25 protein-coding genes are annotated in these 23,701 nt (G+C 64.6%); 3 read left to right on the top strand and 22 right to left on the bottom strand.

Going from position 1 to position 23,701, the window contains the following annotated elements; translation table 11 throughout:
• From BLW40_RS14640 to BLW40_RS14590, 11 genes are all read right to left on the bottom strand, one after another.
• Positions 1-466, bottom strand: a 466-nt coding sequence (locus tag BLW40_RS14640; protein WP_211656773.1) for a ShlB/FhaC/HecB family hemolysin secretion/activation protein, incomplete at its 3' end; no start/stop codon positions are given.
• A gap of 699 nt (positions 467-1,165) precedes the next feature.
• Complete coding sequence (locus tag BLW40_RS14635) at positions 1,166-2,140, bottom strand: FecR family protein (RefSeq protein ID WP_074769866.1); 975 nt, start codon at positions 2,138-2,140, stop codon at positions 1,166-1,168.
• Positions 2,137-2,748, bottom strand: coding sequence for an RNA polymerase sigma factor (locus tag BLW40_RS14630; protein ID WP_074769864.1), 612 nt, complete (start codon positions 2,746-2,748; stop codon positions 2,137-2,139). Before BLW40_RS14630 ends, BLW40_RS14635 begins: the two co-directional genes overlap by 4 nt.
• Before the next feature lie 49 nt (positions 2,749-2,797).
• A complete protein-coding gene (locus BLW40_RS14625; RefSeq protein WP_074769862.1) occupies positions 2,798-3,427 on the bottom strand; it encodes an STN domain-containing protein in 630 nt (209 codons plus the stop codon).
• A 530-nt stretch (positions 3,428-3,957) separates the two neighbouring features.
• Positions 3,958-6,102 (bottom strand): catalase/peroxidase HPI, encoded by a 2,145-nt coding sequence (katG, locus tag BLW40_RS14620; RefSeq protein WP_074769884.1) that lies wholly within the window; start codon positions 6,100-6,102, stop codon positions 3,958-3,960.
• 84 nt (positions 6,103-6,186) lie between these two features.
• Positions 6,187-7,761, bottom strand: coding sequence for an alkyl hydroperoxide reductase subunit F (gene ahpF / locus BLW40_RS14615; protein WP_074769860.1), 1,575 nt, complete (start codon positions 7,759-7,761; stop codon positions 6,187-6,189).
• Positions 7,762-7,849: 88 nt separating this feature from the next.
• Positions 7,850-8,413, bottom strand: coding sequence for an alkyl hydroperoxide reductase subunit C (gene ahpC / locus BLW40_RS14610; RefSeq protein ID WP_074769858.1), 564 nt, complete (start codon positions 8,411-8,413; stop codon positions 7,850-7,852).
• A 367-nt stretch (positions 8,414-8,780) separates the two neighbouring features.
• A complete protein-coding gene (locus BLW40_RS14605; protein ID WP_074769856.1) occupies positions 8,781-9,131 on the bottom strand; it encodes a hypothetical protein in 351 nt (116 codons plus the stop codon).
• Positions 9,132-9,228: 97 nt separating this feature from the next.
• Positions 9,229-9,693: a dihydroneopterin aldolase gene (gene folB, locus BLW40_RS14600; protein ID WP_074769854.1), complete on the bottom strand. Its 465-nt coding sequence runs from the start codon at positions 9,691-9,693 to the stop codon at positions 9,229-9,231.
• Complete coding sequence (gene folK / locus BLW40_RS14595; RefSeq protein ID WP_074769852.1) at positions 9,690-10,214, bottom strand: 2-amino-4-hydroxy-6-hydroxymethyldihydropteridine diphosphokinase; 525 nt, start codon at positions 10,212-10,214, stop codon at positions 9,690-9,692. The genes folB and folK overlap by 4 nt, the downstream gene beginning before the upstream one ends.
• Position 10,215: 1 nt before the next feature.
• On the bottom strand, positions 10,216-10,422 hold the full coding sequence (locus BLW40_RS14590) for a YdcH family protein (protein ID WP_074769850.1): 207 nt from the start codon (positions 10,420-10,422) through the stop codon (positions 10,216-10,218).
• Between the two features lie 92 nt (positions 10,423-10,514).
• Here BLW40_RS14590 and BLW40_RS14585 point away from each other — a divergent pair, with 92 nt between their 5' ends.
• Positions 10,515-11,606, top strand: a complete 1,092-nt coding sequence (locus BLW40_RS14585) for an ATP-dependent 6-phosphofructokinase (protein ID WP_074769848.1) — start codon at positions 10,515-10,517, stop codon at positions 11,604-11,606.
• An 83-nt stretch (positions 11,607-11,689) separates the two neighbouring features.
• On the opposite strand, the gene BLW40_RS17465 is transcribed toward BLW40_RS14585, so the two are convergent.
• The 6 genes from BLW40_RS17465 to BLW40_RS14550 form a co-directional block, all read right to left on the bottom strand.
• Positions 11,690-12,415 carry a hypothetical protein gene (locus BLW40_RS17465; RefSeq protein ID WP_139305613.1) on the bottom strand — a complete coding sequence of 242 codons (726 nt, stop codon included), beginning with the start codon at positions 12,413-12,415 and terminating at the stop codon, positions 11,690-11,692.
• Between the two features lie 5 nt (positions 12,416-12,420).
• Complete coding sequence (gene purS, locus BLW40_RS14570; RefSeq protein ID WP_074769882.1) at positions 12,421-12,663, bottom strand: phosphoribosylformylglycinamidine synthase subunit PurS; 243 nt, start codon at positions 12,661-12,663, stop codon at positions 12,421-12,423.
• Positions 12,664-12,752: 89 nt separating this feature from the next.
• Positions 12,753-13,517 carry a phosphoribosylaminoimidazolesuccinocarboxamide synthase gene (purC, locus tag BLW40_RS14565; protein ID WP_074769842.1) on the bottom strand — a complete coding sequence of 255 codons (765 nt, stop codon included), beginning with the start codon at positions 13,515-13,517 and terminating at the stop codon, positions 12,753-12,755.
• 227 nt (positions 13,518-13,744) lie between these two features.
• Complete coding sequence (cobC, locus tag BLW40_RS14560; RefSeq protein ID WP_074769840.1) at positions 13,745-14,257, bottom strand: alpha-ribazole phosphatase family protein; 513 nt, start codon at positions 14,255-14,257, stop codon at positions 13,745-13,747.
• Positions 14,254-15,018, bottom strand: a complete 765-nt coding sequence (cobS, locus tag BLW40_RS14555) for an adenosylcobinamide-GDP ribazoletransferase (protein WP_074769838.1) — start codon at positions 15,016-15,018, stop codon at positions 14,254-14,256. Before cobS ends, cobC begins: the two co-directional genes overlap by 4 nt.
• Positions 15,015-15,533 carry a bifunctional adenosylcobinamide kinase/adenosylcobinamide-phosphate guanylyltransferase gene (locus BLW40_RS14550; RefSeq protein ID WP_074769836.1) on the bottom strand — a complete coding sequence of 173 codons (519 nt, stop codon included), beginning with the start codon at positions 15,531-15,533 and terminating at the stop codon, positions 15,015-15,017. The genes cobS and BLW40_RS14550 overlap by 4 nt, the downstream gene beginning before the upstream one ends.
• A 229-nt stretch (positions 15,534-15,762) precedes the next feature.
• Here BLW40_RS14550 and bchE point away from each other — a divergent pair, with 229 nt between their 5' ends.
• Both bchE and BLW40_RS14540 read left to right on the top strand, forming a co-directional pair.
• Positions 15,763-17,481 carry a magnesium-protoporphyrin IX monomethyl ester anaerobic oxidative cyclase gene (bchE, locus tag BLW40_RS14545; RefSeq protein ID WP_074769834.1) on the top strand — a complete coding sequence of 573 codons (1,719 nt, stop codon included), beginning with the start codon at positions 15,763-15,765 and terminating at the stop codon, positions 17,479-17,481.
• A gap of 118 nt (positions 17,482-17,599) precedes the next feature.
• Positions 17,600-19,171: a cobyric acid synthase gene (locus BLW40_RS14540; protein ID WP_074769832.1), complete on the top strand. Its 1,572-nt coding sequence runs from the start codon at positions 17,600-17,602 to the stop codon at positions 19,169-19,171.
• A gap of 156 nt (positions 19,172-19,327) precedes the next feature.
• On the opposite strand, the gene BLW40_RS14535 is transcribed toward BLW40_RS14540, so the two are convergent.
• From BLW40_RS14535 to BLW40_RS14520, 5 genes are read right to left on the bottom strand one after another with little or no spacing between them, the layout of a single operon-like run.
• A complete protein-coding gene (locus BLW40_RS14535; protein ID WP_074769830.1) occupies positions 19,328-19,567 on the bottom strand; it encodes an acyl carrier protein in 240 nt (79 codons plus the stop codon).
• Positions 19,564-21,177: an AMP-binding protein gene (locus tag BLW40_RS14530; RefSeq protein ID WP_074769828.1), complete on the bottom strand. Its 1,614-nt coding sequence runs from the start codon at positions 21,175-21,177 to the stop codon at positions 19,564-19,566. Before BLW40_RS14530 ends, BLW40_RS14535 begins: the two co-directional genes overlap by 4 nt.
• A 15-nt stretch (positions 21,178-21,192) precedes the next feature.
• Entirely contained in the window at positions 21,193-22,374 is a 1,182-nt protein-coding gene (locus BLW40_RS14525) for an MBOAT family O-acyltransferase (protein WP_074769826.1), read from the bottom strand.
• A gap of 1 nt (position 22,375) precedes the next feature.
• Complete coding sequence (locus BLW40_RS18085) at positions 22,376-22,507, bottom strand: hypothetical protein (protein ID WP_280139922.1); 132 nt, start codon at positions 22,505-22,507, stop codon at positions 22,376-22,378.
• Positions 22,507-23,598 carry a hypothetical protein gene (locus tag BLW40_RS14520; RefSeq protein WP_074769824.1) on the bottom strand — a complete coding sequence of 364 codons (1,092 nt, stop codon included), beginning with the start codon at positions 23,596-23,598 and terminating at the stop codon, positions 22,507-22,509. Before BLW40_RS14520 ends, BLW40_RS18085 begins: the two co-directional genes overlap by 1 nt.
• Positions 23,599-23,701 lie beyond the last annotated feature (103 nt).

Raw genomic sequence — 23,701 nt, 5'->3', positions numbered from 1 at the left:
CGTCGAAATTCGGAACCGTTCCTTCCTTCAACGACGGGGCCGCGTCCTTGATCTCGTCCAAATCGAAATAGCGCGAGCCCTTGACCCGCAATCGCCCGATCTTGCCCTCGACCACTTTCAGCGTGACGATTCCGCCCTTGACCTGCTGCGGCGGAATCTCGACCCCGACGGTCTGAAAGCCTTTGGCGGTGTAAGCCTTTTCCAGCGCCGCGCGGGCGTCCTCGACATCCTTCAGGTTCTTGTCCGGCCCAAGGAACGGATAGACCGCCGCCTCGACCTCGGACTGGCTGAGCAGATTCGCCCCCTCGATCCGGTATTCCAGAATCTCGACGCGCTGAGCAGAGGGTGGGGATTCCGACACCTGCGGCTGCGCCGCGGGAACCCTCTCTTCCGCCCAAGCCACCGGCATGATCGCCATGAGAGCAAGGGCAGCCGACGACAGCCCGTTTGCAGATAATACCTTCACCGTATCCCCCCAACATTCCTGCATTGCACGCCTGTTTCCCAGCACACCTAACCCAGGAATATGGCGTGTGTCGCAATCAAAAATAGGTTTAGTGGTGCCTATCTCGAATCAACGCCGACAAAATGCATCATCGTATCGGGCAGATACAGATACATTTCTATTACAAGATATGTTGTATAACGATCTATTGTTATGAATATCACGTGCGCGCCGCATGAATATTCATGCAGTCGGAAGTGAATTCCATGACATGCGGGTTGGGGGTGATTGACTACCGGGACTGCGCGGCTCTCATCGCGCCGAATCAAGGAGAGGCAGGCAGTCGCACAGCCGCAGTTTCACATGCCGACGAAGCTCGTCCATGTCTCGATCGCCAAAGCACTGAAGCCGTGAATCCATATTTGAAATCTCGCCACAACTTAACCGAGCGGAAACATGGTCGGCGCCGCAGATCATCCACTCGATAATCGGCTCCGACACGGTTGCCTTATCTGGTTAGTCGTCATTGGTGCGGCGAGACCGCAAAGATTATTGAGAAATTTATTCGTCAGGATGCGCACCGGCTTGCGGACCGACAAAATCGGACCGCAAAGGCGCGAATGAACCGCCTTGGCACGAGAATCTGTGGCTCACGAAAGCGATTGGCCCGGAGGCAGGCCTGCACGCACCGGCTCGTTCGGACCAGCGCGTGCGGCGAAATCAGCTCAGGATAACGACTCCCCCCGGCAGCGACGTCGCCGTCGCCCCGAAGGCGTTCGCCATCTTCTCGATGACGTCATCAATCCGGTCGAGGTGGAAGCGAGCATTGACGACACGATCGCCGAGCTCCGCATTCGCAAGGACGATCCTGCCGCGCCGATAACGATTGGTTTCGGCGACAACGTCCCGCAGAGGGGTGTCGTGAAAGACCAAAAAGCCGGTTCGCCACGCCGTCAGTGCCGCCGGATCGACGGACACGACCGCCCCCATGCCCCGGGCTGTATAGGAAACCTGCTGCCGCGCCCCCAGCGAGGCTTCGACTGTGCCGCACACCACCCGGATGGTTCCCTGAAGACAGGTGATCTTGCTCATCCCCATATCCTGGCGGACATTGAATGCCGCATCGCGGCCCCATACCCTGCCTGCCCCGGAAATAACCTCGAGGGCTTTCGCCTGCGTCGTGACCACCCCCTCTCCGGACATCAGCTCGATCCGGTCTGCGCCGCTGTCACCCGGACGCATGGCGATACTGGTCTGGGTATTCATTTCAATCGAAACATTCCCTGCCAGATCGATACGCCGCCGTTCACCCGTGCTCGTGCGATAATCCGCGTCCAGCATGTCCGAAAGGGAAGGCCAAAGGCCAAGCGGCGGCTGGACCAAGCCATAGCCTGCCGCTGCGGCAGCCGTTGCCATCCCCCCCAGAAAGGCACGTCGGCCCACGCGCGGGTCACGGTTGGCCGGGCGCGGGAATGAGAGCCGCGTCGCCGTCCGTTCTTCGACCTCACGCCCGGCGACTTTTGCCGCCTCCCAGAGACGGCGCGCCTCGCGGAACGCCTGCGCGTGATATGGGCTGCGGGCAGACCACCGCTTGAATTCTTCCAGATCGTCGACGGTCGCGTTTCCCGGCATCAGGCGGACTACCCACAGGGACGCCTCGTCCCGGCGTTGCCGCGTCTTGCTTCTAAAGATCATCGCACCGTCTTCTTACCGGCATCATGACGTGTCTCCTCGACCTTACCGCCGCCCCTTATTGTATAAGACGTTTTAGATGCCATTGGACCGAATCGTTGAATCAACGGCCGGTCGAGCCGTTCCGCGCAATATACCAGCGCTCTTTTCAATTCCAGTTCCACCAACCGCCGTGATATCCCAAGCGAGTCCGCAATGCCCTGGATCGGCTGCTCATGCACCCTCGCCGCCAGAAAGATGGTGCGGCGGCGTGGCGGCAACGCCTGGATCGCGTCTTCGAGAGCGGCCAGATCGCGGCGGGCCTCGACAACTTCCTCGATCCGGACCGTTTCGTCGACAAGCTCCAGCGCCGCCTCGATTTCCTGCGCCGTGGCCTTGCGGCTTTCTGCCCGGTGCCGGTCTGCCGCAATGTTGAGCGCTATGCGGAAAAGATAGGGCTCTGGCTGCTGGACAGATGCCGGCTTGTCCGTACGCCCAAGGCTGAGATAAGTCTCGTGCAGCAATTCCCGGGCAAGATCGTCCGATCCCAGGCGTCGGGCCAATCGTTTGCGAAAGTCGTCGTACTTGGTGACAAGCAGAGCGCGAAGCATATCCCAAGTGATCTCGGTCATGACATCGTCGCACTCTCCGGGTCCACGAACGGGCACAGGTCTTTCATGACTACATCGAACAATTGCCCGCGCTCCCGTCACGTGAAGGACGGATGAGCATCGTTATCGGCTGGGGCATGTCGAGGGGAGGCGGTTCCGCCAGGGTCACATGCTGGAGGGCCTCGGCGATCATCCGGTTTCGGCGGTGGTCTTCGTGAGACCCCAGAACTTCCGGATGCTCGATGGCGCCGGTCGTTCCGATTCTGAATCTCAAGATGACGCGTCCCAAATCCATGCCGCTTCTCTCGCAGAACGCCGCCTCGAAACTTGCTTGAATCATCGTGAAATATGCCCGATGACGGTCCAGTCCCGGGTGAGGGTCGGCCCCTTTTGCCCGCTGTTTGCCCGGTCGCGGAACAAGGGTGATAGCCCCTGCTGAAATTGAACGCACCATCAAGCCAGACCCTTTGAGCAGGATGGAAAGCGCCTCATTTGCCACATAGCCCCCCTTCACAGTCGTGGACCGTCCATTGCTTGTTAATGAGCTATCGTACAAAATATCCAAACCTGTCGCGCCACTATAGGCGTCGAGCGCAGAGGCCAGGGGCTGCTCGGGAATATCGAAATAAATCGTTCCGACAGCCTCCCCGTCCTGTCCCGCATTCACTGCCGTCGCCCACCCGCCGATGGCCAGAAGCATGACCGCGCACAGGACATGTCCGAGGCGAACCGCATCGTATCTCACCCCGTGATCTCGTTTTCAGCATGAAGATCAACAAAAGCAGTCGTCAAACATCACCCATTCAGGAATGCTAAATCCTTAGGGCGAATTATGATGCCCCAAGTGACCAGATGAAATGAATGACTCTTCCGTGACGCCTACGCTGCGTCCCCGCATGATCTCCGCTCGATCAACGCAATGAAGCTGACCAACCCGTAAGGCGTGATATTGTTGGAGATCATTTTCAACGTGCCGATCATCGTCGCCCTTGGCCGGGCCTGATCGGAGCGTTCCATGTTGAAAGACCTTCGTCCCGCTTTGTCGATCCTGGTGGTGATGATTGTTTCGGCCGGGCACGTCTAGCGTTGCAAGTCGCCGGTCCTGCCTATTTCTGGTCGCCGAGCTCGGCATCGGCTATCGCCTGAAAGTCCGGAAATAGAACATTTATGACAGGCGGACGCAGACGGTCCAGACCGCCCCGAGGGGCAGCCTGGACGATCCCCGGCCGGTCAGGCCCGGTCGAAACGGTCGGCGTTCATCACCTTGGTCCAGGCGGCGACGAAGTCGCGGACGAACTTCTCCCTGTTGTCGTCCTGGGCATAGAGTTCGGCGTAGGCGCGCAGAATCGCGTTCGAGCCGAACACGAGATCGACGCGGGTCGCCGTCCAGCGCGCCGCTCCGGTGGTGCGGTCGCGGAGTTCGTAATGTCCGCCCACCGGCACCCATTGGTAGGCCATGTCGGTCAGAACGACGAAGAAGTCGGTACTGAGCGCGCCCAGCCGGTCGGTGAACACGCCATGCCCGCTATCGCCATGGTTCGCGCCCAGCCCGCGCAGGCCGCCGACCAGCACCGTCATCTCGGGCGCGGTCAGGCCCATCAATTGGGCGCGGTCGAGGAGAAGTTCCTCTGCCTGGACGGCATAATCCGTCTTGGCCCAGTTGCGGAAACCGTCATGGATCGGTTCAAGCACGGCGAACGAGGCCGGGTCGGTCATCGCGACGGTGGCGTCGCCGCGACCGGGCAGGAAGGGCACGGAGACATCCTGTCCGGCAGCCTTCGCCGCCTGCTCGATCGCCACGTTACCGGCCAGGACGATCACGTCGGCAACGCTGGCCCCGGTCTCGGCGGCGATCGGCTCCAGCACCGACAGAACCCGGGCCAAGCGCGCCGGTTCGTTGCCGACCCACCCGTTCTGCGGCGCAAGGCGGATGCGCGCGCCGTTGGCACCGCCCCTTTTGTCCGAGTCGCGGTAGGTGCGGGCGCTGTCCCAGGCGGTGGCGACCATCTCGGCCACCGTCAGGCCCGAAGCGGCGATCCGGGCCTTTACCGCGGCGACGTCATAGTCGGTGCGGCCGGGCGGCACCGGGTCCTGCCAGATCAGGTCTTCCGTCGGCACGTCGGGGCCGATATAGCGGCTCTTCGGCCCCATGTCGCGGTGGGTCAGCTTGAACCAGGCGCGGGCGAACACTGCCGAGAACGTGGCGGGGTCGTGGTGGTATCTCTCGGCGATGGCGCGATAGGCCGGGTCTTTGGCCATCGCCATGTCGGCATCGGTCATGATCGGGGTGGTGCGGAGCGAGGGGTTCTCGACATCGACCGGCTTGTCTTCTTCGCGGATGCCGATCGGTTCCCACTGCCAGGCCCCGGCCGGGCTTTTTTTCAGCTCCCAATCGTAGCTGAACAGCATGTGGAAATAGCCGTTGTCCCACCGGGTCGGGTAGGTGGTCCAGGCTCCCTCGATCCCGCTGGTCACGGCGTCGCGGCCGATGCCGCGCCCGGTCTTGTTAAGCCAGCCGAGTCCCTGATCCTCGACGGGAGCGCCTTCCGGGGCGGGGCCAAGCAGGCTGGCGTCGCCGTTGCCATGACACTTGCCGACGGTATGGCCGCCCGCGGTCAGCGCCACGGTTTCCTCGTCGTTCATTCCCATTCGGGCGAAGGTGACGCGGATGTCCTGCGCGGTCCGAAGCGGGTCGGGCACGCCGCCCACTCCTTCGGGATTGACGTAGATCAGCCCCATCTGCACGGCGGCCAGGGGGTTTTCCAGCGCCTCGCGCGCTTCGCCCTCATAGCGGCCGGCCCCCAGCCATTCCTTTTCCGAGCCCCAATAGACGTCTTTTTCCGGGTGCCAGATGTCCTCGCGGCCAAACGAGAATCCATAGGATGTGAGGCCCATTGATTCGTAGGCCATGGTCCCGGCCAACACGATCAGGTCGGCCCAACTGATCTTGTTGCCGTACTTCCTTTTGACCGGCCACAGCAGACGGCGCGCTTTGTCGAGGTTGACGTTATCGGGCCAGGAATTCAACGGCGCGAACCGCTGGTTGCCGGTCCCGGCCCCGCCGCGCCCGTCCGCGGTTCGGTACGATCCGGCGGCATGCCACGCCATGCGGATCATCAGGCCGCCATAATGGCCCCAATCGGCCGGCCACCAGCTCTGGCTGTCGGTCATCAAGGCGCGCAGGTCGGCCTTCAGCGCCGCGACGTCGAGGCTGCGGACCTCCTGACGGTAATCGAACCCCGGGTCCATCGGGTTGGTCTTGCTGTCGTGCTGATGAAGGATGTCGAGATTTAAGGCGTTCGGCCACCAATCCAGGTTCGACGATCCAACCTTGGTGATCGAACCGTGCATGACCGGGCATTTTCCTCCGCTCATCGTCATCTCCTTTATCTCTTCAGGTGAAGCGCCCGCCTTTTTTCGCGCCGAACCGGCTTTTGCCGTCGGTGCGATTATCTGCCGTCATGCCGCCACGTCCTGGGCGGCGGGAACACGGATCAGGTAGTCGAAGGCGGACAGCGCCGCCTTGGCCCCTTCGCCCATCGCGATGATGATCTGTTTGTAGGGAACCGTGGTGGCGTCGCCTGCGGCGAACACGCCGGGGAGCGAGGTCTGCCCCTTGGCATCCACCTCGATCTCGCCGCGCGGCGACAGCGCCAGCGTTCCCTTCAGCCATTCCGTGTTGGGAACGAGGCCGATCTGGACGAAGATTCCGTCAAGCTCGACGCGGCGGGTCTGCCCCGTCGTGCGATCCAGATAGGACAAGCCGGTCACCCGGCTGCCGTCGCCGTGGACTTCGGTGGTCTGGGCCGAAACAACGACATCGACGTTGGGCAGGCTTTGCAGCTTGGCCTGCAACACGCCGTCGGCGCGCAGCTTGGGGTCGAACTCGAACAAGGTGACATGGGCGACGATCCCGGCCAGGTCGATCGCCGCTTCGACGCCGGAATTCCCGCCGCCGATCACCGCGACCCGCTTGCCCTTGAACAGCGGCCCGTCGCAATGCGGGCAAAAAGCGACCCCCTTGTTGCGATAGGCATCCTCGCCGGGGACGGACATGGTCCGCCAGCGCGCCCCCGTCGATAAGATCACCGAACGGGCCAGCAGCGAGGCCCCGCCCGCCAGCCGCAATTCGATCAGTCCGCCGGGCTCGGCGGCGGGCACCAACGCTTCGACCCGTTGCGCCTTCATCACATCGACGCCATAGCCATCGACGTGCGATTCCAGCGCGGCGGCCAGCTTCGGCCCTTCGGTGTGGGAGACCGAGATGAAATTCTCGATCGCCAGGGTGTCCAGCACTTGGCCGCCGAACCGTTCGGCGACGATACCGGTGCGGATGCCCTTGCGGGCGGCATAGATGGCGGATGCCGAGCCCGCCGGGCCGCCGCCGACCACCAGCACATCGAACGGTGCCTTGTCGGCGATCGCCTGGGCGGCGCGGGCCTCGGCCCCGGTGTCGAGCTTGGCCAGAATCTGCTCCAGCCCGAGGCGACCCTGGGCAAACGGCTCGCCGTTCAGGAACACCGCCGGAACCGCCATCACCTGGCGTGCCTCGACCTCGCTTTGGAACCCGGCGCCGTCGATGGCGACATGGGTGATGCGCGGGTTCAACGCCGCCATCAGAGTCAGCGCCTGAACCACGTCCGGGCAATTCTGGCAGGACAGGGAATAATAGGTCTCGAAGACCAGGGGGCCATCCAGGGCCATGATCTGCTCGATCACCTCGGGGGTCTCGCGGGGGGGATGGCCCCCGACATGGAGCAGGGCCAGGATCAGCGAGTTGAATTCGTGTCCCGTGGGCACCCCGGCGAAACGGACGCGCGGTTCCGAGCCGTGGCGTGCGATCGCGAAGGAGGGGGTGCGGCGGTCGTCGCCATGGACCAGGGTGATCTTGTCCGTCAGCGCGGCAATTTCGTCAAGAAACGCGCGCATCTCCTGCGAGGCGGGGTCGTCCCCCAGCGACGCCACCAGGGCGACGGGATGAACGATCTTGTCGAAATACAATTTAAGCTGCTGCCGGATACCGTCGTCTAACATCGAAACGTCCCCCACGCTGTTGATGGTCCGGTTTCAGAATCAACCGGTGGCAGAACCCGGCCAGTGCCGGGTTCTGCCCATGACAGGCTCAGATCTTGCCGACCAGATCGAGCGAGGGAGCCAGGGTCTTGTCCCCGTCTTTCCACTTGGCCGGGCAAACCTCGCCGGGGTGGGACGCGACGTACTGGGCCGCCTTCACCTTACGCAGCAGTTCCTTGGCGTCGCGCCCGACACCACCGGCGGTGATCTCGACGATCTGGATCTTGCCCTGGGGATCGACGACGAAGGTTCCGCGATCGGCAAGGCCCGCTTCCTCGATCATCACATCGAAATTGCGGCTGATGGTTCCGGTCGGGTCGCCGACCATCGTGTACTGGATCTTCTTGATGGCGGGCGAGCTGTCGTGCCACGCCTTGTGGCAAAAATGAGTGTCGGTCGAGACGCTGTAGATCTCGACGCCAAGCGACTGGAACTCGGCATAATTTTCGGCAAGGTCTTCAAGCTCGGTTGGGCAGACGAAAGTGAAATCGGCCGGATAGAAGAACACAACCGACCATTTGTTGCGCAGGTCGGCGTCGCTGACATCGACGAACTGGCCGTTCTTGAGCGCCTTGGCGTGGAAAGGCTTTATTTCCGTATTGATCAGAGACATTGGACTTCCTCTTGGCTTCTCTCCCCTCAGGGCGGGGGAGACCGGTGTGGTGCAGCGAGACGGGGAATGGAGCCCCCCAGCTCTTGGCGACCTCTGGCGGGTAAACCCGCCGGGCCACTCCTGTTTGACGAGAGGGAGTATAGACGGCCTTTATGCTCATTACAAGCATTCAAAACTGAATGGCTAGATCAATGAATTATATAAAGAAAATCTATAAATTGGATCGTGATCGATACGGATGAAACTGCAAATGCGGCGTCACACCTCCCCAGACAGGGAGGGACAAGGGCCGCCCGTCCGGAGAGGGGCGGCTGTCGCTCATGGTCCGTTAGAGTACCCGGTTCCACTCAGATGGAACCGGCGAACGTCAGACAGGCATGTCGAGTGGTTGCAGCCGGAACGGCGCGGTCATCAAGATCGCGATGTCGTCGAGTGATTGGTGCTGGTAAAAGCGAAAGCCCGCCAGTCCGTCCTTGATCCACAGTCCGCTCGCGGGATAAACCCGCTGGATTGCGGTAATGACTTGGACGTCTCGCGGCAGCGGTGACAGCATCTCAAGGGCGAGGGGGCTGGGCTCGAAGCGCAGCTTGAAGCCGCCCCGCGAGGCGTCGAGCATCGTCACCGGAACCTCGCCCGCCGCCGAGATCATGAGTCCTGCGGAGCCGCAGGATTGCCGGCTCCAGCGGCGGGGCTCGCGTTCGGAAACAGGCAGGCTCATCGCGGACGTATCCCTTCGTCGCCAACAGGGTGTCGGTTACGAGGGTACGTGGCCCGCCACCCCTCTGTCCAGAAGAGAGGCGGGGCGGGTGGAACGATCAGCGAACGCGGTGGCGTTCGATCTCGATCCCGACCGAGGCCGCCTCGGCATAGACGTCGGGTTTCTCGACCCGGACGCGGGCCATCTCGACCCGCTCGTCCTCAAGGCACAGGCTGGCGATCTTCTCCGCCAGCGTCTCGACCAGATTGATATGCCCCTCGGCCAGCAGACGGCGGATGCCTTCGATCACGTCCTCGTAGGACAAGACGTTGGCGATGTCGTCGTTGGCCGGTCCGGCGGCCTGTTCCAGCACGCTCATATCGACATTGATCCGCACGCGCTGGGGGGCCAGTCGCTCGTGCTCATAGATGCCGATCGAACATTTCAGCATCAGATCGCGCACCAGAATACGGTACAGGCATCGCGCCGGGCTGGTGGCGGGATGGGACTCAACAGGGCTGCACTGGAAGGTCACGTTAGGCCGGTCCTCTCCGCGGCCGGGATGGCCGGGACGCGAGGTCATAACGCGGCGGCCAAGTTCGGCGCAAGCGAATCCAGCGTTCCCACCCGCCGAACCGCGTCGTCTCCTCCGGCGGGCAGGCGAGCCAGCAGTGCCGCGACGCTGTGGCCGGAGATGATCAACTCGGGGGCGATCTCGGCCAGCGGGGCGAGCACGAAGCGGCGCTCCCCCAGGCGGGGGTGGGGAAGGGTGAGGATGTCGCTGTCGAGGGTTTCGTCGCCCAAAGTCAGGATGTCGATGTCGATCAGACGCGGCCCGAAGCGGACCGAGGCGACCCGCCCCAGTCGGGTCTCAAGCGCCTTGATCCCGGCCAGCAGCTCAAGCGGTTCGGCCGAACTCGTGCCCGCCACCGCCATGTTGAGAAAGGCTGGCTGGTCCAGCACATGGATCGGCGCGGTTTCCCACACCGAGGATCGGTCGCCGATCGTAATGAGATCGGCCAGCGCCGTCAGCGCGGACTGAAGATTGGCGACCCGGTCCCCCAGATTGGTTCCGAGGCCAAGATGGACGGTGCGGTGGCTCATGTCAGGCAATGATGTCCGGGATCAGGGCATTTTCCAGTCCGGCGATCTCATCCTTCAACGCCAGTTTGCGTTTCTTCAGACGCTGGAGACGTAACTGATCGAAGGGCGATTCTTCGACCGCCTGGGCGATAAGATCGTCGAAACGTCGGTGTTCGGATTTTAATTCGGCAAGCCGTCGCCGCACGTCTTCGAGAATGTCGTCGTTCATGACAGGATGACACCGTTAAAACCAGCCTAGACGGTAGCAGAACTTGGTTGGAAACGGTATGGGTAAGGTCAAGCCTTTAGGGAGCGAGCGGAATGGCGACCAAACGAATTGGCATCCTGACCAGCGGAGGTGATTGCGCGGGCCTCAACGCGGCGTTGCGGGCAGTGGTTCATCGTGCGATCCGGAATTACGGCTGGCGGGTCTTTGGCATCCGCGACGGCAGCATGGGCCTGATGGAGCGCCCGCTGGACTTCGTCGAGTTCGATCTGTCCTTGGTCACCGGCGATATGCTGCGACTGGGGGGGACGATCCTGGGGACGATCAACAAGGGCGACCCGTTTCACTATCCGATGCCCGACGGAACCTTCCGCGACCGCTCGTCGGAGTTCGTCGAAGGCTATCGCGAACTGGGGATCGAGGCGCTGGTGGTGATCGGCGGCGACGGTTCGATGCGTATCCTCAATCAATTGTGCCGCCAGGGCGGCATCCCGATGGTGGGCATTCCCAAGACGATCGACAACGACGTCGCCCAGACCGATTACGCGATCGGCTTTTCCACCGCGCTTGATGTCGCGGGCGAGGCGATCGACCGTCTGGCTCCCACCGCCGCCAGCCATCACCGGGTGATGATCCTGGAAGTGATGGGACGCGATGTCGGCCATATCGCCATCAATGCCGGTGTCGCCGGGGGGGCGGACGTGATCCTGATCCCCGAGCTGCCCTATACGCTGGAGGGGATCGCCAACAAGATCGCCGACGTTCGGGCCGAGGGGCGCAACCATGCTTTGATGGTGGTGGCCGAGGGCTGCCGAACCGAGACCGGCAGTTCGATCACCACGATCCAAAGCGGCGGCGAGGCCCGCTATGGCGGCATCGGTCAATATCTGGCGGCGCGCTTGACCGATCTGGTCGATGCCGAAACCCGCGTCACCGTGCTGGGCCATGTCCAGCGGGGCGGCGTGCCGTCGATGCGCGACCGCGTCATCGCCTCGGCGTTCGGGGTTCATGCCGTCGATCTGATCTCGGCGGGGCGGCTGGGACGGGTGGTGGCGTGGCAGCATGGACAGGTGGTCGATGTGCCGATTACCGATGTCGCCAACATCACCCGCGCGGTCGATCCGTTCGGCACTTTGGCCCAGACCGCGCGCGGTCTCGGCATCTATATCGGCGAGATGTCGTCTTAGCCGATCACGGCAGGTGTGGGGCATCGCCCCACACCGACGACCGGGGGATGCCCCCCATCATTTCCGGATAAAGATTGAAGCCGCTATCGGCAGCGCGATAGGCGGTGCATCTGCTCGATCGTCGCGGTCGCGGCGGCGCGGCCGGTGCATCCGGGCGTCGGCGCGGCGGGTGAAGCGGCAACCGGCGGCGACGGCGGAGCCACGACCGGCGGCGGCGCGACCGGCGGTGGCGCGACCGAAGGGGCCGGGCTGTCGGGCGGCATTTGGTGCGGCGGCGGCACTGGAGCCGGAATGGGCTGTATCAGAGCGGGTGGAGTGGGGACGGGGACAAGCGGCTGGGGCTGCGTGCGACCGGGCGCGGGCGGCGGCGGAAGCGGCGGCGCAGGGAGCGGGGGCGGAGTCGGCCGTGCCACCGGTATCGGCGGCGGGGTCTGAGCCGGTCGCGGGTTGGCCGCAGGCGGGGGACTTACCGGAGCCGGTGCGGTCTGGACCGGGGCGGCGGGGGGCTGGGCCTGGACCGGAGCGGACTCGGGCGGCGGAGCTACCGGCGGCGGGGGCGGCGGTTCAGAGGGCGCATCGACCGGCCGCTGCGGCGGTTCCGGCGGCGGCGGTGGCGGCAGATTGAGAAAGGAGTCTGGGCTGGAAAGCGGCGGCCCGCCCAGCACGTCGAGAAAATCGCCGACGCCATCGACGACATCGTCAACCAGTTTCTCGACGTTGGAGGGCGGCGGTGCCGGACGCTGCTCCGCCGCCAAGGCGGCGGTGGGGAGCAGCAGCAGGCACAGCAGCGAAAGCGCTTTCTGCGCCATAAGGCTTAGTCCACCAGATCGATGGAATAATTCTCGATGACGGTGTTGGCGAGCAGGGCGCGGCACATCGCCTCGACCGAATCGCGGGCTTTGGCCGGGTCGGTTTCGGCCAGGTCGAGTTCGATCAGCTTGCCCTGGCGGACGTCATCGACGCCGGCAAAGCCGAGCGAGGACAGGGCATGCTGCACCGCCTTGCCCTGGGGATCGAGGACGCCGGTCTTGAGGGTAACGAGGACTTTGGCTTTCACGTCGGGATCATCCGCTTGCAAGGAACAGGGAGGGAAGGAGGGCGGGGCGCCGGGACTCAAAGGTCTCGACGCGCCCCGCTCGGCTCCGGTCACTGCATGGTCTGGGGGCCTTTGAGGTCGCGGGGGCCGCCTTCGGGCAGGATGCCAAGACGGCGGGCCACTTCCTGATAGGCTTCCTCGACTCCGCCGAGATCGCGGCGGAAGCGGTCCTTGTCCATCTTGTCGCCGGTGTGGATGTCCCACAGGCGGCAGGAATCCGGGCTGATCTCGTCGGCCAGGACGATCTGCATGTCGTCGCCGTTATAGAGGCGGCCGAACTCGATCTTGAAATCGACCAGCCGGATGCCGACGCCCAGCAGCAGACCCGACAGGAAGTCGTTGATCCGCAGCGCCAGCGACATGATTTCGTCGAGATCCTGGGTGTTGGCCCAGCCGAACGCGGTGATGTGCTCTTCCGACACCATCGGGTCGCCCAGCGCGTCGGACTTGAAATAATACTCGACGATCGAGCGCGGCAGCGGCGTGCCTTCGGTCAGGCCGAAGCGGGTCGCCAGCGACCCGGCGGCGACGTTGCGGATCACCACTTCAAGCGGGATAATCTCGACTTCGCGGACCAATTGCTCGCGCATGTTGAGGCGGCGGACGAAGTGGGTGGGAACCCCGATCTCGCCCAGGCGCAGCATCAGATACTCGGAAATGCGGTTGTTCAGAACGCCCTTGCCGGTGATGGTTCCCCGCTTCTGGTTATTGAAAGCGGTGGCATCGTCCTTGAAGTACTGAACCAGGGTTCCAGGCTCGGGTCCTTCGAACAGGACCTTGGCCTTGCCCTCGTAAATCTGTCTGCGTCTGGCCATGAAAGGTATCCGGGTGTAGGTGCGCCCTTGGCGCGTGGCGACGGGGAAGGGATCGGTCAACCTCTCCGTCGATCAATCGAGGCTTGGTATAGCAGGGACCGTCCGGCGAAACAACGCCATGTCGCCCTCAACAGGGTGGTGACGCCCTCCCGATTTCGCAAGAGGGCGGGGCGAAATGGACCGGAGCGCCCCGCACCCACGAGCCCATGCGAGCGAAAGCCAAGGGCTTATAGGATGTGGACGCTGCCGAACGGAACCGACAAGGTGAAGGCGTCGGCCAGCGGCAGCCCCCGGGCTGCGGTTACCAGGGCGCGGATAACGCCGGAATGGGTCACCGCCACCGTTTGGGCCGCGTCGGGGCGGACGGCGATCTCGGCGGCGACGGCGCGGGCGCGGGCGGCCAGTTCGGTGAAGGTCTCGCCACCGGGCGGGCGGGCGGTGACGAAATCGGCGCACCAGGGGTCGAGAATGCCGCGCGGGATATCGTCCCAGCGCAGTCCCTCCCACGCGCCAAAATCCATCTCGGCCAGTCGCGGGTCCAGCGTCACCGGCTGGCCCAGCCGCTCGGCCAGCAGGCGGCAGCGGGTCGCCGGGCTGGAGATCAGCCGCCACGGGCCGGGCGGCAGGGCGGCGCGGACGGCGGCCGCCTCGGTCTCGAAACTGTCGGCGAGGGCAAGGTCAAGCCGCCCATAGCAGATTCCATCGGCTCCGGCCGGGGTGGTGTGGCGGACCAGAATCATCGCAGCCCCAGCAGGATCAGCAGCACGGCGATTTCGGCGATCTGCTGGGTGGCCCCCAGGCAATCGCCGGTATAGCCGCCCAGACGGCGCGACAGCCATGCCGCGGCAAGTCCCCACACCAAGGCGGCGACGGCAAGGCAGGCGAGGGCGTGGAGAGCGGGCAGGGCCAGCAGGGGGAGGACGCCCAGCAGCAGCGGCAGGGCCAGCCGTCCGCCGCGCAGGCGGCTGGTGACCGGGGCGGCGCGGCTGGGCTCGGTGCGGGCATAAGGCAGTACCGCCATCAGCGCGGCGGCGGCGGCGCGCGACAAAGCGGCGGCGACAATCGGGGCGATCAGCAGCCAGGCGGGGGGCAGGTCGGCCAGGGCCAACCATTTGAGGCCGATCAGCACGATCAGCCCGACCACGGCGAAGGCGCCGACGCGGGAATCCTTCATGATGTCGAGCACCCGCGCCCGGTCGGGACCGCCGCCGCCGAAGCCGTCGCAGGAATCGGCGAACCCGTCCTCGTGCTGCGCACCGGTCAGCAGCAAGCCCAGCCCCAAGGCCAGACCGGCGGCGATGGCGGGAGACAGGACCGATCCGGCCAGGATCAGCACGCCTCCGACGATCGCGCCCAATCCCGCCCCGATCAACGGCCACCAGCCGGTGGCGCGCCGCCAATCGTCGGCATCGAGCGGGGTGCGGGACGGCAGGGGGAGGCGGGTGAAGTAGAGCAGGGCGGCGAGCAGGGCGCGCCCTTCGCGGGCGAGGGCGGCGCTCATTTCAATCTGAGCGGCAGACCGGCGACCATCAGCCAGGCCTCGGTGGCGGCGGCTCCGGTGCGTTGGCCCAGCCAGCCGCACAGATCGCGAAAGCGGCGCAGGTCGGCATCCATCGGCACGGGGCTCCAGCCGATCTCGTCGGCGACGATCAGGGTCGGCCACGGCGCGGCTCGGGCGGCATCGAGCAGGCGGTCCCACTCGGCCAAATTCGCCTCGTCGTCGCGGTCGAAGCGGGCGGCGGCCCAGGTCACCACGCTGTCGAGCAGCACGCCGGCCGGCGGAGACGGCAAAGCCGCCAGCGCCGCCGGAACGTCGGTGGGGGCTTCCAGGGTCAGCCATCCGGCCGGGCGTTCGGCGCGGTGACGGGCGACACGGGCCGCCATTTCGGAATCGCCGGGATCGCTCGCGTAGCAGGCGATAAAGGCGACGGACCCGCCCCAGCGTCGGGCGATATCGACGGCGCGGGCGCTCTTGCCGCTGCGGACCGGGCCGGTGAGAAAGATCAGATCGCTCATGGTCGGCGAACTCTGGAACGAGGAAGTCGAAAAAGTCCAGCCCAAACTGTGCGGTTTCCCTCCATTTTCTGCGGGTTTGCCGCGAGCGCGTCCCGCCAGCGTCCGGGGTAGTTTGATATTGACAGAAGACGTCCTGACACAGTACGCACCACCCAAGGTGGGATTGTCTCCCGCCTTGTAAGCAGCCCTCGCCGAGGGGGGCGACGGCACTGTCCCACGGAGGTTGTCAATGCGGATCGTACTGGTCCATCCCAACTACCATTCTGGTGGAGCCGAAATCGCCGGCAAGTGGTCGCCGGCTTGGGTCGCCTACCTGGCTGGCTATCTGAAGGCCAACGGGTACAGCGACATCCGCTTCATCGACGCGATGACCGACGATCTGAGCGAGAAGCAGCTCCGTGCCCAGTTGACCGCTTTGAAGCCCGACGTCGTCGGCTGCACCGCGATCACGCCCTCGATCTACAAGGCCGAGCGGGTTCTGGAAGTCGCCAAGGAAATCAACCCGAACGTCGTCACCGTTCTGGGTGGTATTCACAGCACCTTCATGTACCAGCAGATCCTGTTCGAGGCGCCCTGGATCGACGCGATCATCCGCGGCGAAGGCGAGGCGGTGTTCCTCAATCTGGTGCGCGCCATCGATCAGGGCCGTTGGCCGGATTCGCGCGGCCAGATCAACGGCATCGCCTTCATTCAAGACACCAAGGTCATTGCCACCCCGGCCGAGCCGCCGATCAAGGACGTCGATTCGATCGTCGCCGATTGGAGCATTCTCGACTGGGACAAGTACAATTACATCCCGCTCGGCACTCGCGTCGCCAGCCCGAACATGGCGCGTGGCTGCCCGTTCACCTGTTCGTTCTGCTCGCAGTGGAAGTTCTGGCGCGATTACCGCGTCCGCGATCCGAAGAAGGTCGTCGACGAGATCGAAGTGCTGGTGCGCGAGCACAAGGTGGGCTTCTTCATCCTCGCCGACGAAGAGCCGACCATCAACAAGAAGAAGTTCGTCGAGTTCTGTGAGGAAATGATCGCCCGCAACCTGCCGGTGTTGTGGGGTATCAATACCCGCGTCACCGACATCTTGCGCGACGAAGACCTGCTGCCGATGTATCGCAAGGCCGGTCTGATCCACATCTCGCTCGGCACCGAGGCGGCGGCCCAGCTCAACCTCGATCTGTTCAACAAGGAAACCACGGTCGCCGAGAACAAGCGCGCGATCCAGCTTCTGCGTGAAAACGGCATCGTCGCCGAGGCCCAGTTCATCGTCGGCCTCGACAACGAGACCCCCGAGACGCTGGAAGAGACCTATCGCATGGCGATGGACTGGCAGCCGGACATGGCCAACTGGTCGATGTTCACGCCGTGGCCGTTCTCGGACCTCTATCGCGAAATGGGCGATCAGGTCGAAGTGTTCGACTTCGAGAAGTACAATTTCGTCACCCCGATCATGAAGCCCGCCGCGATGACCCGCGCCGAGTTGCTTGACCGCGTGATGGCGAATTATCGTCGCTTCTACATGTACAAGTCGTTCTTCAGCTATCCCTTCGCCAAGGGCGATCCCGTCCGCCGCCGTTACCTGTGGGGCTGCCTCAAGGCGTTCTTGAAGAGCGCGTTCGAGCGTAAGTTCTACGATCTCGGCAAGGCGGGCTATTGGGGCCCGCAATCGAAGAAGAACGTCGATTTCCACTTCGACGCCTCGCGCAAGCGCGGCGAGGACGCGATGGAAGCGTCGGCCGAGTGGAAGAGCATGCCGAAGAACAAGCAGGATCTGTTCGACGCCGCTTTGGCGGCCCGGGCCTGCGGCGGCAGCACCGAGCAGATGGACGAGCATGACGAGTTCAACCGTCCGGTTGGCCACGTCGATGTCGACTCGCCCGAAGCTGCGGCGATGATGGCCTGTGGCGGCGGCAAGCAGCAGATGGAAGACGCTACCCAGGTCGCCAAGATCTAACTGGGTGGTTTAAGGAAAAGAGACCCCGCCGAACTCCGGTCATTCCGGGGGGCGGCGGGGTTTCGCTTTTCCGCCCTTCGTCCCCATATTCACGAGACCGCCAGCGGAGACCCCGACCGTGACCGAGTCCCCCGATCCGATTCTTGCCCCCGTCGAATATACCGCCGCGCCGCCGGACCTGCCGCGCCGCGCCCGCGCCCTGATGATCCAGGGAACCGCGTCCGACGTCGGCAAAAGCATGGTGGTGGCCGGATTATGCCGGGCCTTTACCCGTCGCGGTCTGGTGGTGCGCCCGTTCAAGGCGCAGAACATGAGCAACAATGCCGCCGTCGCCAGCGACAGCGATTTTCCGCCCGGTCCCGATGGAACCGCGCCCAAGGGGGAAATCGGCCGCGCCCAGGCGGTGCAGGCCCGCGCCTGCAAGGCGGCTCCCTCGATCCACATGAACCCGGTGCTGTTGAAGCCGCAGACCGATATCGGCTCGCAGGTGGTGTTGCGCGGCCGGGTGCTGGGCAATTGTCCGGCGCGGTTCTATCACAAGATGCGCCATCAACTGATTCCGGCGGTACTCGACAGCTTCAACCGCTTGGCCGCCGAGGCCGATCTGGTCCTGGTCGAAGGGGCGGGGAGCGGGGCCGAAATCTATCTGCGCGACTCCGACATCACCAACATGCGCTTTGCCGAAGCCGCCGATCTGCCGGTGGTGATCCTCAGCGACATCGACCGGGGCGGGCTGATGGCGGCGATCGTCGGCTCCTATGATCTGTTGAACGAGGGGGACCGCGCCCGCGTCGTTGGCTATCTCATCAACAAATTCCGCGGCGATTTCTCGCTGTTCGAACCGGCCTGCAAGATCATGACCGAGCGCACCGGCTGGCCGATGCTGGGCGTGCTGCGCTGGTTCGACAAGGCCGACCGTCTGCCCGCCGAGGATTCCCTGGCGCTGGAGCGTCCGGCCGAGGCCGGGGGCAAGGGGCTGAAGATCGCGGTGCCGCATCTGTCGCGGATCGCCAATTTCGACGATCTCGATCCGCTGGCCGCCGAACCCGGCGTCAGCGTGGTCTGGGTCCATCCCGGCCACCCGATTCCCGCCGATACCGACGTGGTGGTACTGCCGGGGTCAAAGGCAACCCGGACCGATCTCGCCGTGCTGCGCCGCAATGGCTGGGACATCGACATCCTGGCCCATGTCCGTCATGGCGGCCGCGTCGTCGGTCTGTGCGCCGGGTTCCAGATGCTGGGAACGATGGTGCGCGATCCCGAGGGCATCGAAGGCGCGCCGGGCGAGACGCCCGGTCTGGGCCTGCTCGATATCGAGACGGTGATCGGCGGGTCGAAGCGTCTGGTCGATCTCGACGCCACCGACGCGGTCAGCGGCTGTCGCGTCACCGGCTATGAAATGCATATGGGTGTCACCAGCGGGGCCGGTCTCGATCGTCCCTGGCTTCGCCTCGATCACGGCGACGGTCCCCGCCCCGAAGGCGCGGTATCGGCCGACGGGCGGGTGATGGGCTCGTATGTCCATGGGCTGTTCGGCTCGGATCCCTTCCGCGGTCATTGGCTGGGCCGGGTCGGCGCCCAGGCGGCCGGTCTGGATTTCGAGGCCCGGATCGAAGCCGCCCTTGATGCGCTGGCCGATCATTGCGAGGCCAATCTCGACCTCGATGCACTGCTCGCTTTGGCGCGGTAGGCCATTTTTCCTCGCCCGCCTAGAGCCGATTCCATTCAAATGGAATCGGCTCTAGGATTTTGCCTAAGGCCGCAGCCCCTCCGGGGCTGGCGTGGCTCAAGCGCCGCTCGGGCTTGTCGCGCATTCCACTCTGACTTCGTTTGAGTGGAATGCGCTCTAGCGGTTGGCGGCGATGAAGGCCGACAGGCGCTCGATGCTGTCGAAATTGCCGAGCGTGGTTTCGGCGGTGCGGAGCCGCCGCCCCAGCCTTTCCTCGACAAAGGCGAGCAGGGTGACGAGGCCGAAGGAATCCAGCCGTCCGGTCGAGAACAGCAGGTCGTCGTCGCGATAGGATCCGGGGGCCAGAGCCAGTTCGCTTTCGAGGAAGGTGGCGATCGCGTCGCGGTCGGTGCTCATGAGAGGTCTCCTGTTTCGGTGGGGGGGAGGGTGCGGCGTTCCTCTTCGGCGGCCCGTAGCAGGGTGTCGATCACGGCGCGGGTGTCGATCTTGCCGTTGCCGGTGGTCGGCATCCGTCCCAGCCACAGATGGAGACGGCGCGGCAGCAGGTAGCCGGGAAGAGCGGTGCGGCAAAACCGGCGCAAGGCCCCGAGATCGATCCCGTCCTCGCCCGCCTGGACCGCGACCTCGATCGCCTGTCCGGCGTGAAGATCGGGCGCGCCGAAGGCGACGGCATGGACCACGCCGGGGAAATGGTGGATCGCTTCCTCGATCTCGGTCGGGCTGATGCGGACTCCGTTCGATTTGATCATGAAATCCTGGCGCCCGACGAACCACAAGATGCCGTCCTCGTCCTCGCGGACGATGTCGCCGCTCCAGCAGAAGCGGTCGTTGCCGACCGGGCCCAGGCCGGGGCAGGGGCGGAATTTCTCCAAGGTCGCCTCGGGCCGTCCCCAATAGCCCAGCGCCACCGTCGGTCCGCGCTGAACCAGTTCGCCCGCCACCCCTGGGGGGCAGGGCCGTCCCTCGGCATCGACGATGAAGATTTCGGTGTTGCGGGTGGGGCTGCCCATCGCGCCCCGCTTGGTCTGGAACAGGTCGGGGGGGAGATAGGTGGCGCGGATCGTCTCGGTCATCCCGTACATCAGATAGATCCGGGTGGTGGGAAAGACCTCGGGCAGGCGGGCCAGCACGGCGTCGGGGCACTTGCCCCCGGCATTGGTCAGATAGCGCAGATGGGGGAAGCTGCCGCCGGTTTCGGCGAGGTAGGCGACCAGCGGTGTCCAGATCGAGGGAACCGCCGCGACGCCGGTGATCTGGTGACGGTGGAGCGCCCCGGCCAGTTCGGCCGCCATCGTCACCCGCTGCAACACGATCGAGCCGCCGACCAGCAGCATGCTCAACACTTGCAGCAGCCCGTAATTGAAGCAGCACGGCAGCACCGATAGCAGGCGGTCGTCGGCGCTGTTGCCGAGATATTCGGCGACGATCTCGGTGGCGGCGACGAAATTGCGGTGACTGAGCATCACCCCCTTCGGCCGTCCGGTCGAGCCCGAGGTGTAGCAGATCGCGGCCAGATCGGTTTCGATCGGTGCCCGCGCCTGGGGCGGCAGGGTGTCGATCGCCTCGTCCCAGCCAATCCAGCGAGAATCGTCGCCCTCGACGACGGTGTCGTCGCCAAACACCACCAGCCGCTCCAGCGTCTCGGGCCATTCCTCGCGCAATAATTCGCCCGCCCGGCGCGGCCCGGTCACCAGCAGCCGCATCCCGCAATCGCGGGCCTGATCGCGCACCTGATGCGGGCTCCAATGGACGCTGAGATTGACCCACACCGCCCCGATGCGGGCCGCCGCCAGCATCGCGACGATTTCTTCGGGCGATTTTTGCAGATGCACCCCGACGCGGTCGCCCGGACGGATGCCCTGGCGGTACAGCCAACCGGCAAAGCTCTCGACCCGCTCGGCCAGCGCGCCAAAGGTGACGGTGTCGTCGTTGGAGAGGATGAACGGACGCTCCGGCCAGTGGTGGCGGGCGTGGTCGAGCAGATCGGGCACCGTGAAAAGGATCATCCGCCGCACTCCCTGCTAGATCGTGATGAAGACCAGTTTGGCCAGGATGCGCAGCCCGTCGAACGGCTGCCCCAATCCCTGGATCAGGGTGAAGCCCTGTGCCGCCGAGGTGTAGCAAAGGGTCAGCGCGATGCCGGGATAGCGCAACCACGCCGCTTCGAACACGGTCCAGCGCCGCTTGCGCCGGTAGCGCACCCAGACCTGATAGAAGGTGACGATTGCCGCGTGGTATAGCCCCCAGGCCAGCCAGGTCCAACTGCCGGAATGCCACAATCCGATGCAGGTGAAGGACGCGAAGATCGCCAGATACGGATTACGGGTCAGGCTGATCACCGGCATGTAGACATAGGACTGGCACCAGCCCGACAGGGTCATGTGCCAGCGCTTCCAATAGACCGCCGGATTGGAGGCGAGGATCGGCCAGTCGAAATTCTCCATGATCCGCAGCCCGAACAGGCGGCTCGACCCGATCGCGATGTCGGAATAGGCACTGAAATCAAGGTAGAACAGGAAGAAGGACAAGATCAGGAAGCGCCAGGCTTCAAGGGTCGATAGGTCGGTCAGACCGGCCAGGAAGCCTGCGCCGCTCGAGACGTCGCCAAACAGCAGCGGCACCACCTGCATCCCCAGCACGAACTTCTTGGCAAGGCCGAGGATGATCCGGGTCAGCCCCTCGGCGACCATCGCGCGGCTGGGTTTCTCTTCTCGGTTGGCGAGGAAGTGGTCGAGCCGCTCGATCGGTCCCGCCGTCCAGATCGTGAACAGGCTGGCCCAGCACAGATAATCCCACATTCCATGGTCGGGCAGGGTGCCGCGCCGCACCTCCAGCACGTAATGGATCAGGCGGAAGGTGATGAAGCTGATCCCCAGCGGCACGATCACGGCGCGGGCGGGGCCGTCCTCGAACAGCGACCATAGCGGCGGCAGATATTTGAAATAGGCCAGTTGCGCGATCACCGAGACGATGAGGGCGACGACCAGCCAGCGGCCGAAGGCGCCGCTGGCGGCGATCCGGGGCCGCAACAGCCAGATCGCCCCGACCCAACCCAGCAGAGGAGCCACCCCCGCCGCGTCGAGCGAGGTCAGATAGGCCACCGATACCAGCGTCAGCCAGATCGGGCGGCGGGCGGGGGGCAACGCCCAATGCCCGGCCACGGCGACGAACAGAATCACCCAATAGACGGCGGACTGGACCATGTCAGAATCCCTGGTAACGGAAGACCCTGGCTCCGCTTTCGATCTGCACCATCGTCACGATGGCGGAAAACAGCAGAACACCAAGCCCAAGACCCTGGACGATCTGTCCGGCGCGTCGCAGCGTTCGTTCCATCACGGCATCCTCGACGGGGGGGAGAGCAGCAGGCCCAGGCGGTCGATCAGATCGGCGGTCCAGCGGTCGCGGCCGCCGATGCTGTTGACATGCGCCCAATCCTGAAAATCCTCGGGCACAAGACCGGCGGTCTGGTTGAGATCCCAGTAAAAGACGCCGTTGCGCCGGGCGAAATCTTCCATCCGCGCCCGGTGCGCTTCGACGAAAGCGGGGCCGATCACCGTGTCTCGCGCCAGCGGATTGAGTGGGATTTCAAGCAGGACGATCCGCACCTTGGCGCGGTCTGGAAAGCGGCGAATCAGCCGGTCGAGCGCGCCCAGATTGCTGTCGGCCCGGTCCTGGTAATGGGATAGCCGGGCGGAGAGGATCGCGGCATCGGCCGCCCATTGCGCCGGGCTGGCCGGAGCGCGGCCGAGATAGGTCCGGCCCTGATGGACCGGCCGGGTGCCGGTCAGCAGGTGCCAGACGATGGCGCGATAGCGGGCGACGAAGAATTTGTAATGGTCGAGCAGGTACAACCCGCTACGGGGCGGCGGGGTGAACCCGGCGGCGCGGATCTCGGCATCGCCCGCTGCGGAGGCAAAGGCAAGACGGGGTTCGCGCACCAGGGACGCCAGTTCCGCATTGTCGGCGGCCAACCGGCTGAAGCTGATCCCCAGCACCAGCACGCCTTCGAAATCGTCGCCCAGACTGTCGGCCAGCGCCGCCATCTCGATTCCCGACTGGCCGCCGCTCATGAAATCGATCACCGGGACCGTCTGGTCGAGCCGATGGGACAGCCGTACCGCGATGTCGTCGCCAACGGTCAGCGCCTCGCGCATCGCGGCGGTGCCGATCAGGGCGACATGGCGGCCCTGGGGCGGGACGTGGAGCAGACGCAGCGCGTCGCTGGTGGCAAAGGCGTAATCGTCGAGCGGATCGAGCGCGAACAGCGCCGAATCTTTGCCCGACATCGCGGTGGCGTCGATCAGCAGGGCGGCCAGCCCGATGGTGCCCAGGCACAACACGGCCGCGATCGAAACGGCCAGGAGGGAGGGGCGGATCAGTCCGTCCAGGAAAGCCAGACCGGCGGTGCGCAGCAGAGGTGTCAAGATCAGCCTTCCGGAAAATTAGCGTTGAAACTAATTCAAATCTTACGGAACACAGCTTAACGGATATTTCTCTAAAGTAAGAAATTCTTAATGGTGCATATCA

Origin of the sequence: Magnetospirillum fulvum, from assembly GCF_900108475.1 — a bacterium.
Classification (GTDB): domain Bacteria; phylum Pseudomonadota; class Alphaproteobacteria; order Rhodospirillales; family Magnetospirillaceae; genus Phaeospirillum; species Phaeospirillum fulvum_A.
Note: the sequence above shows the minus strand (reverse complement) of the source record. Positions and strands in the feature narration are given on the sequence as shown.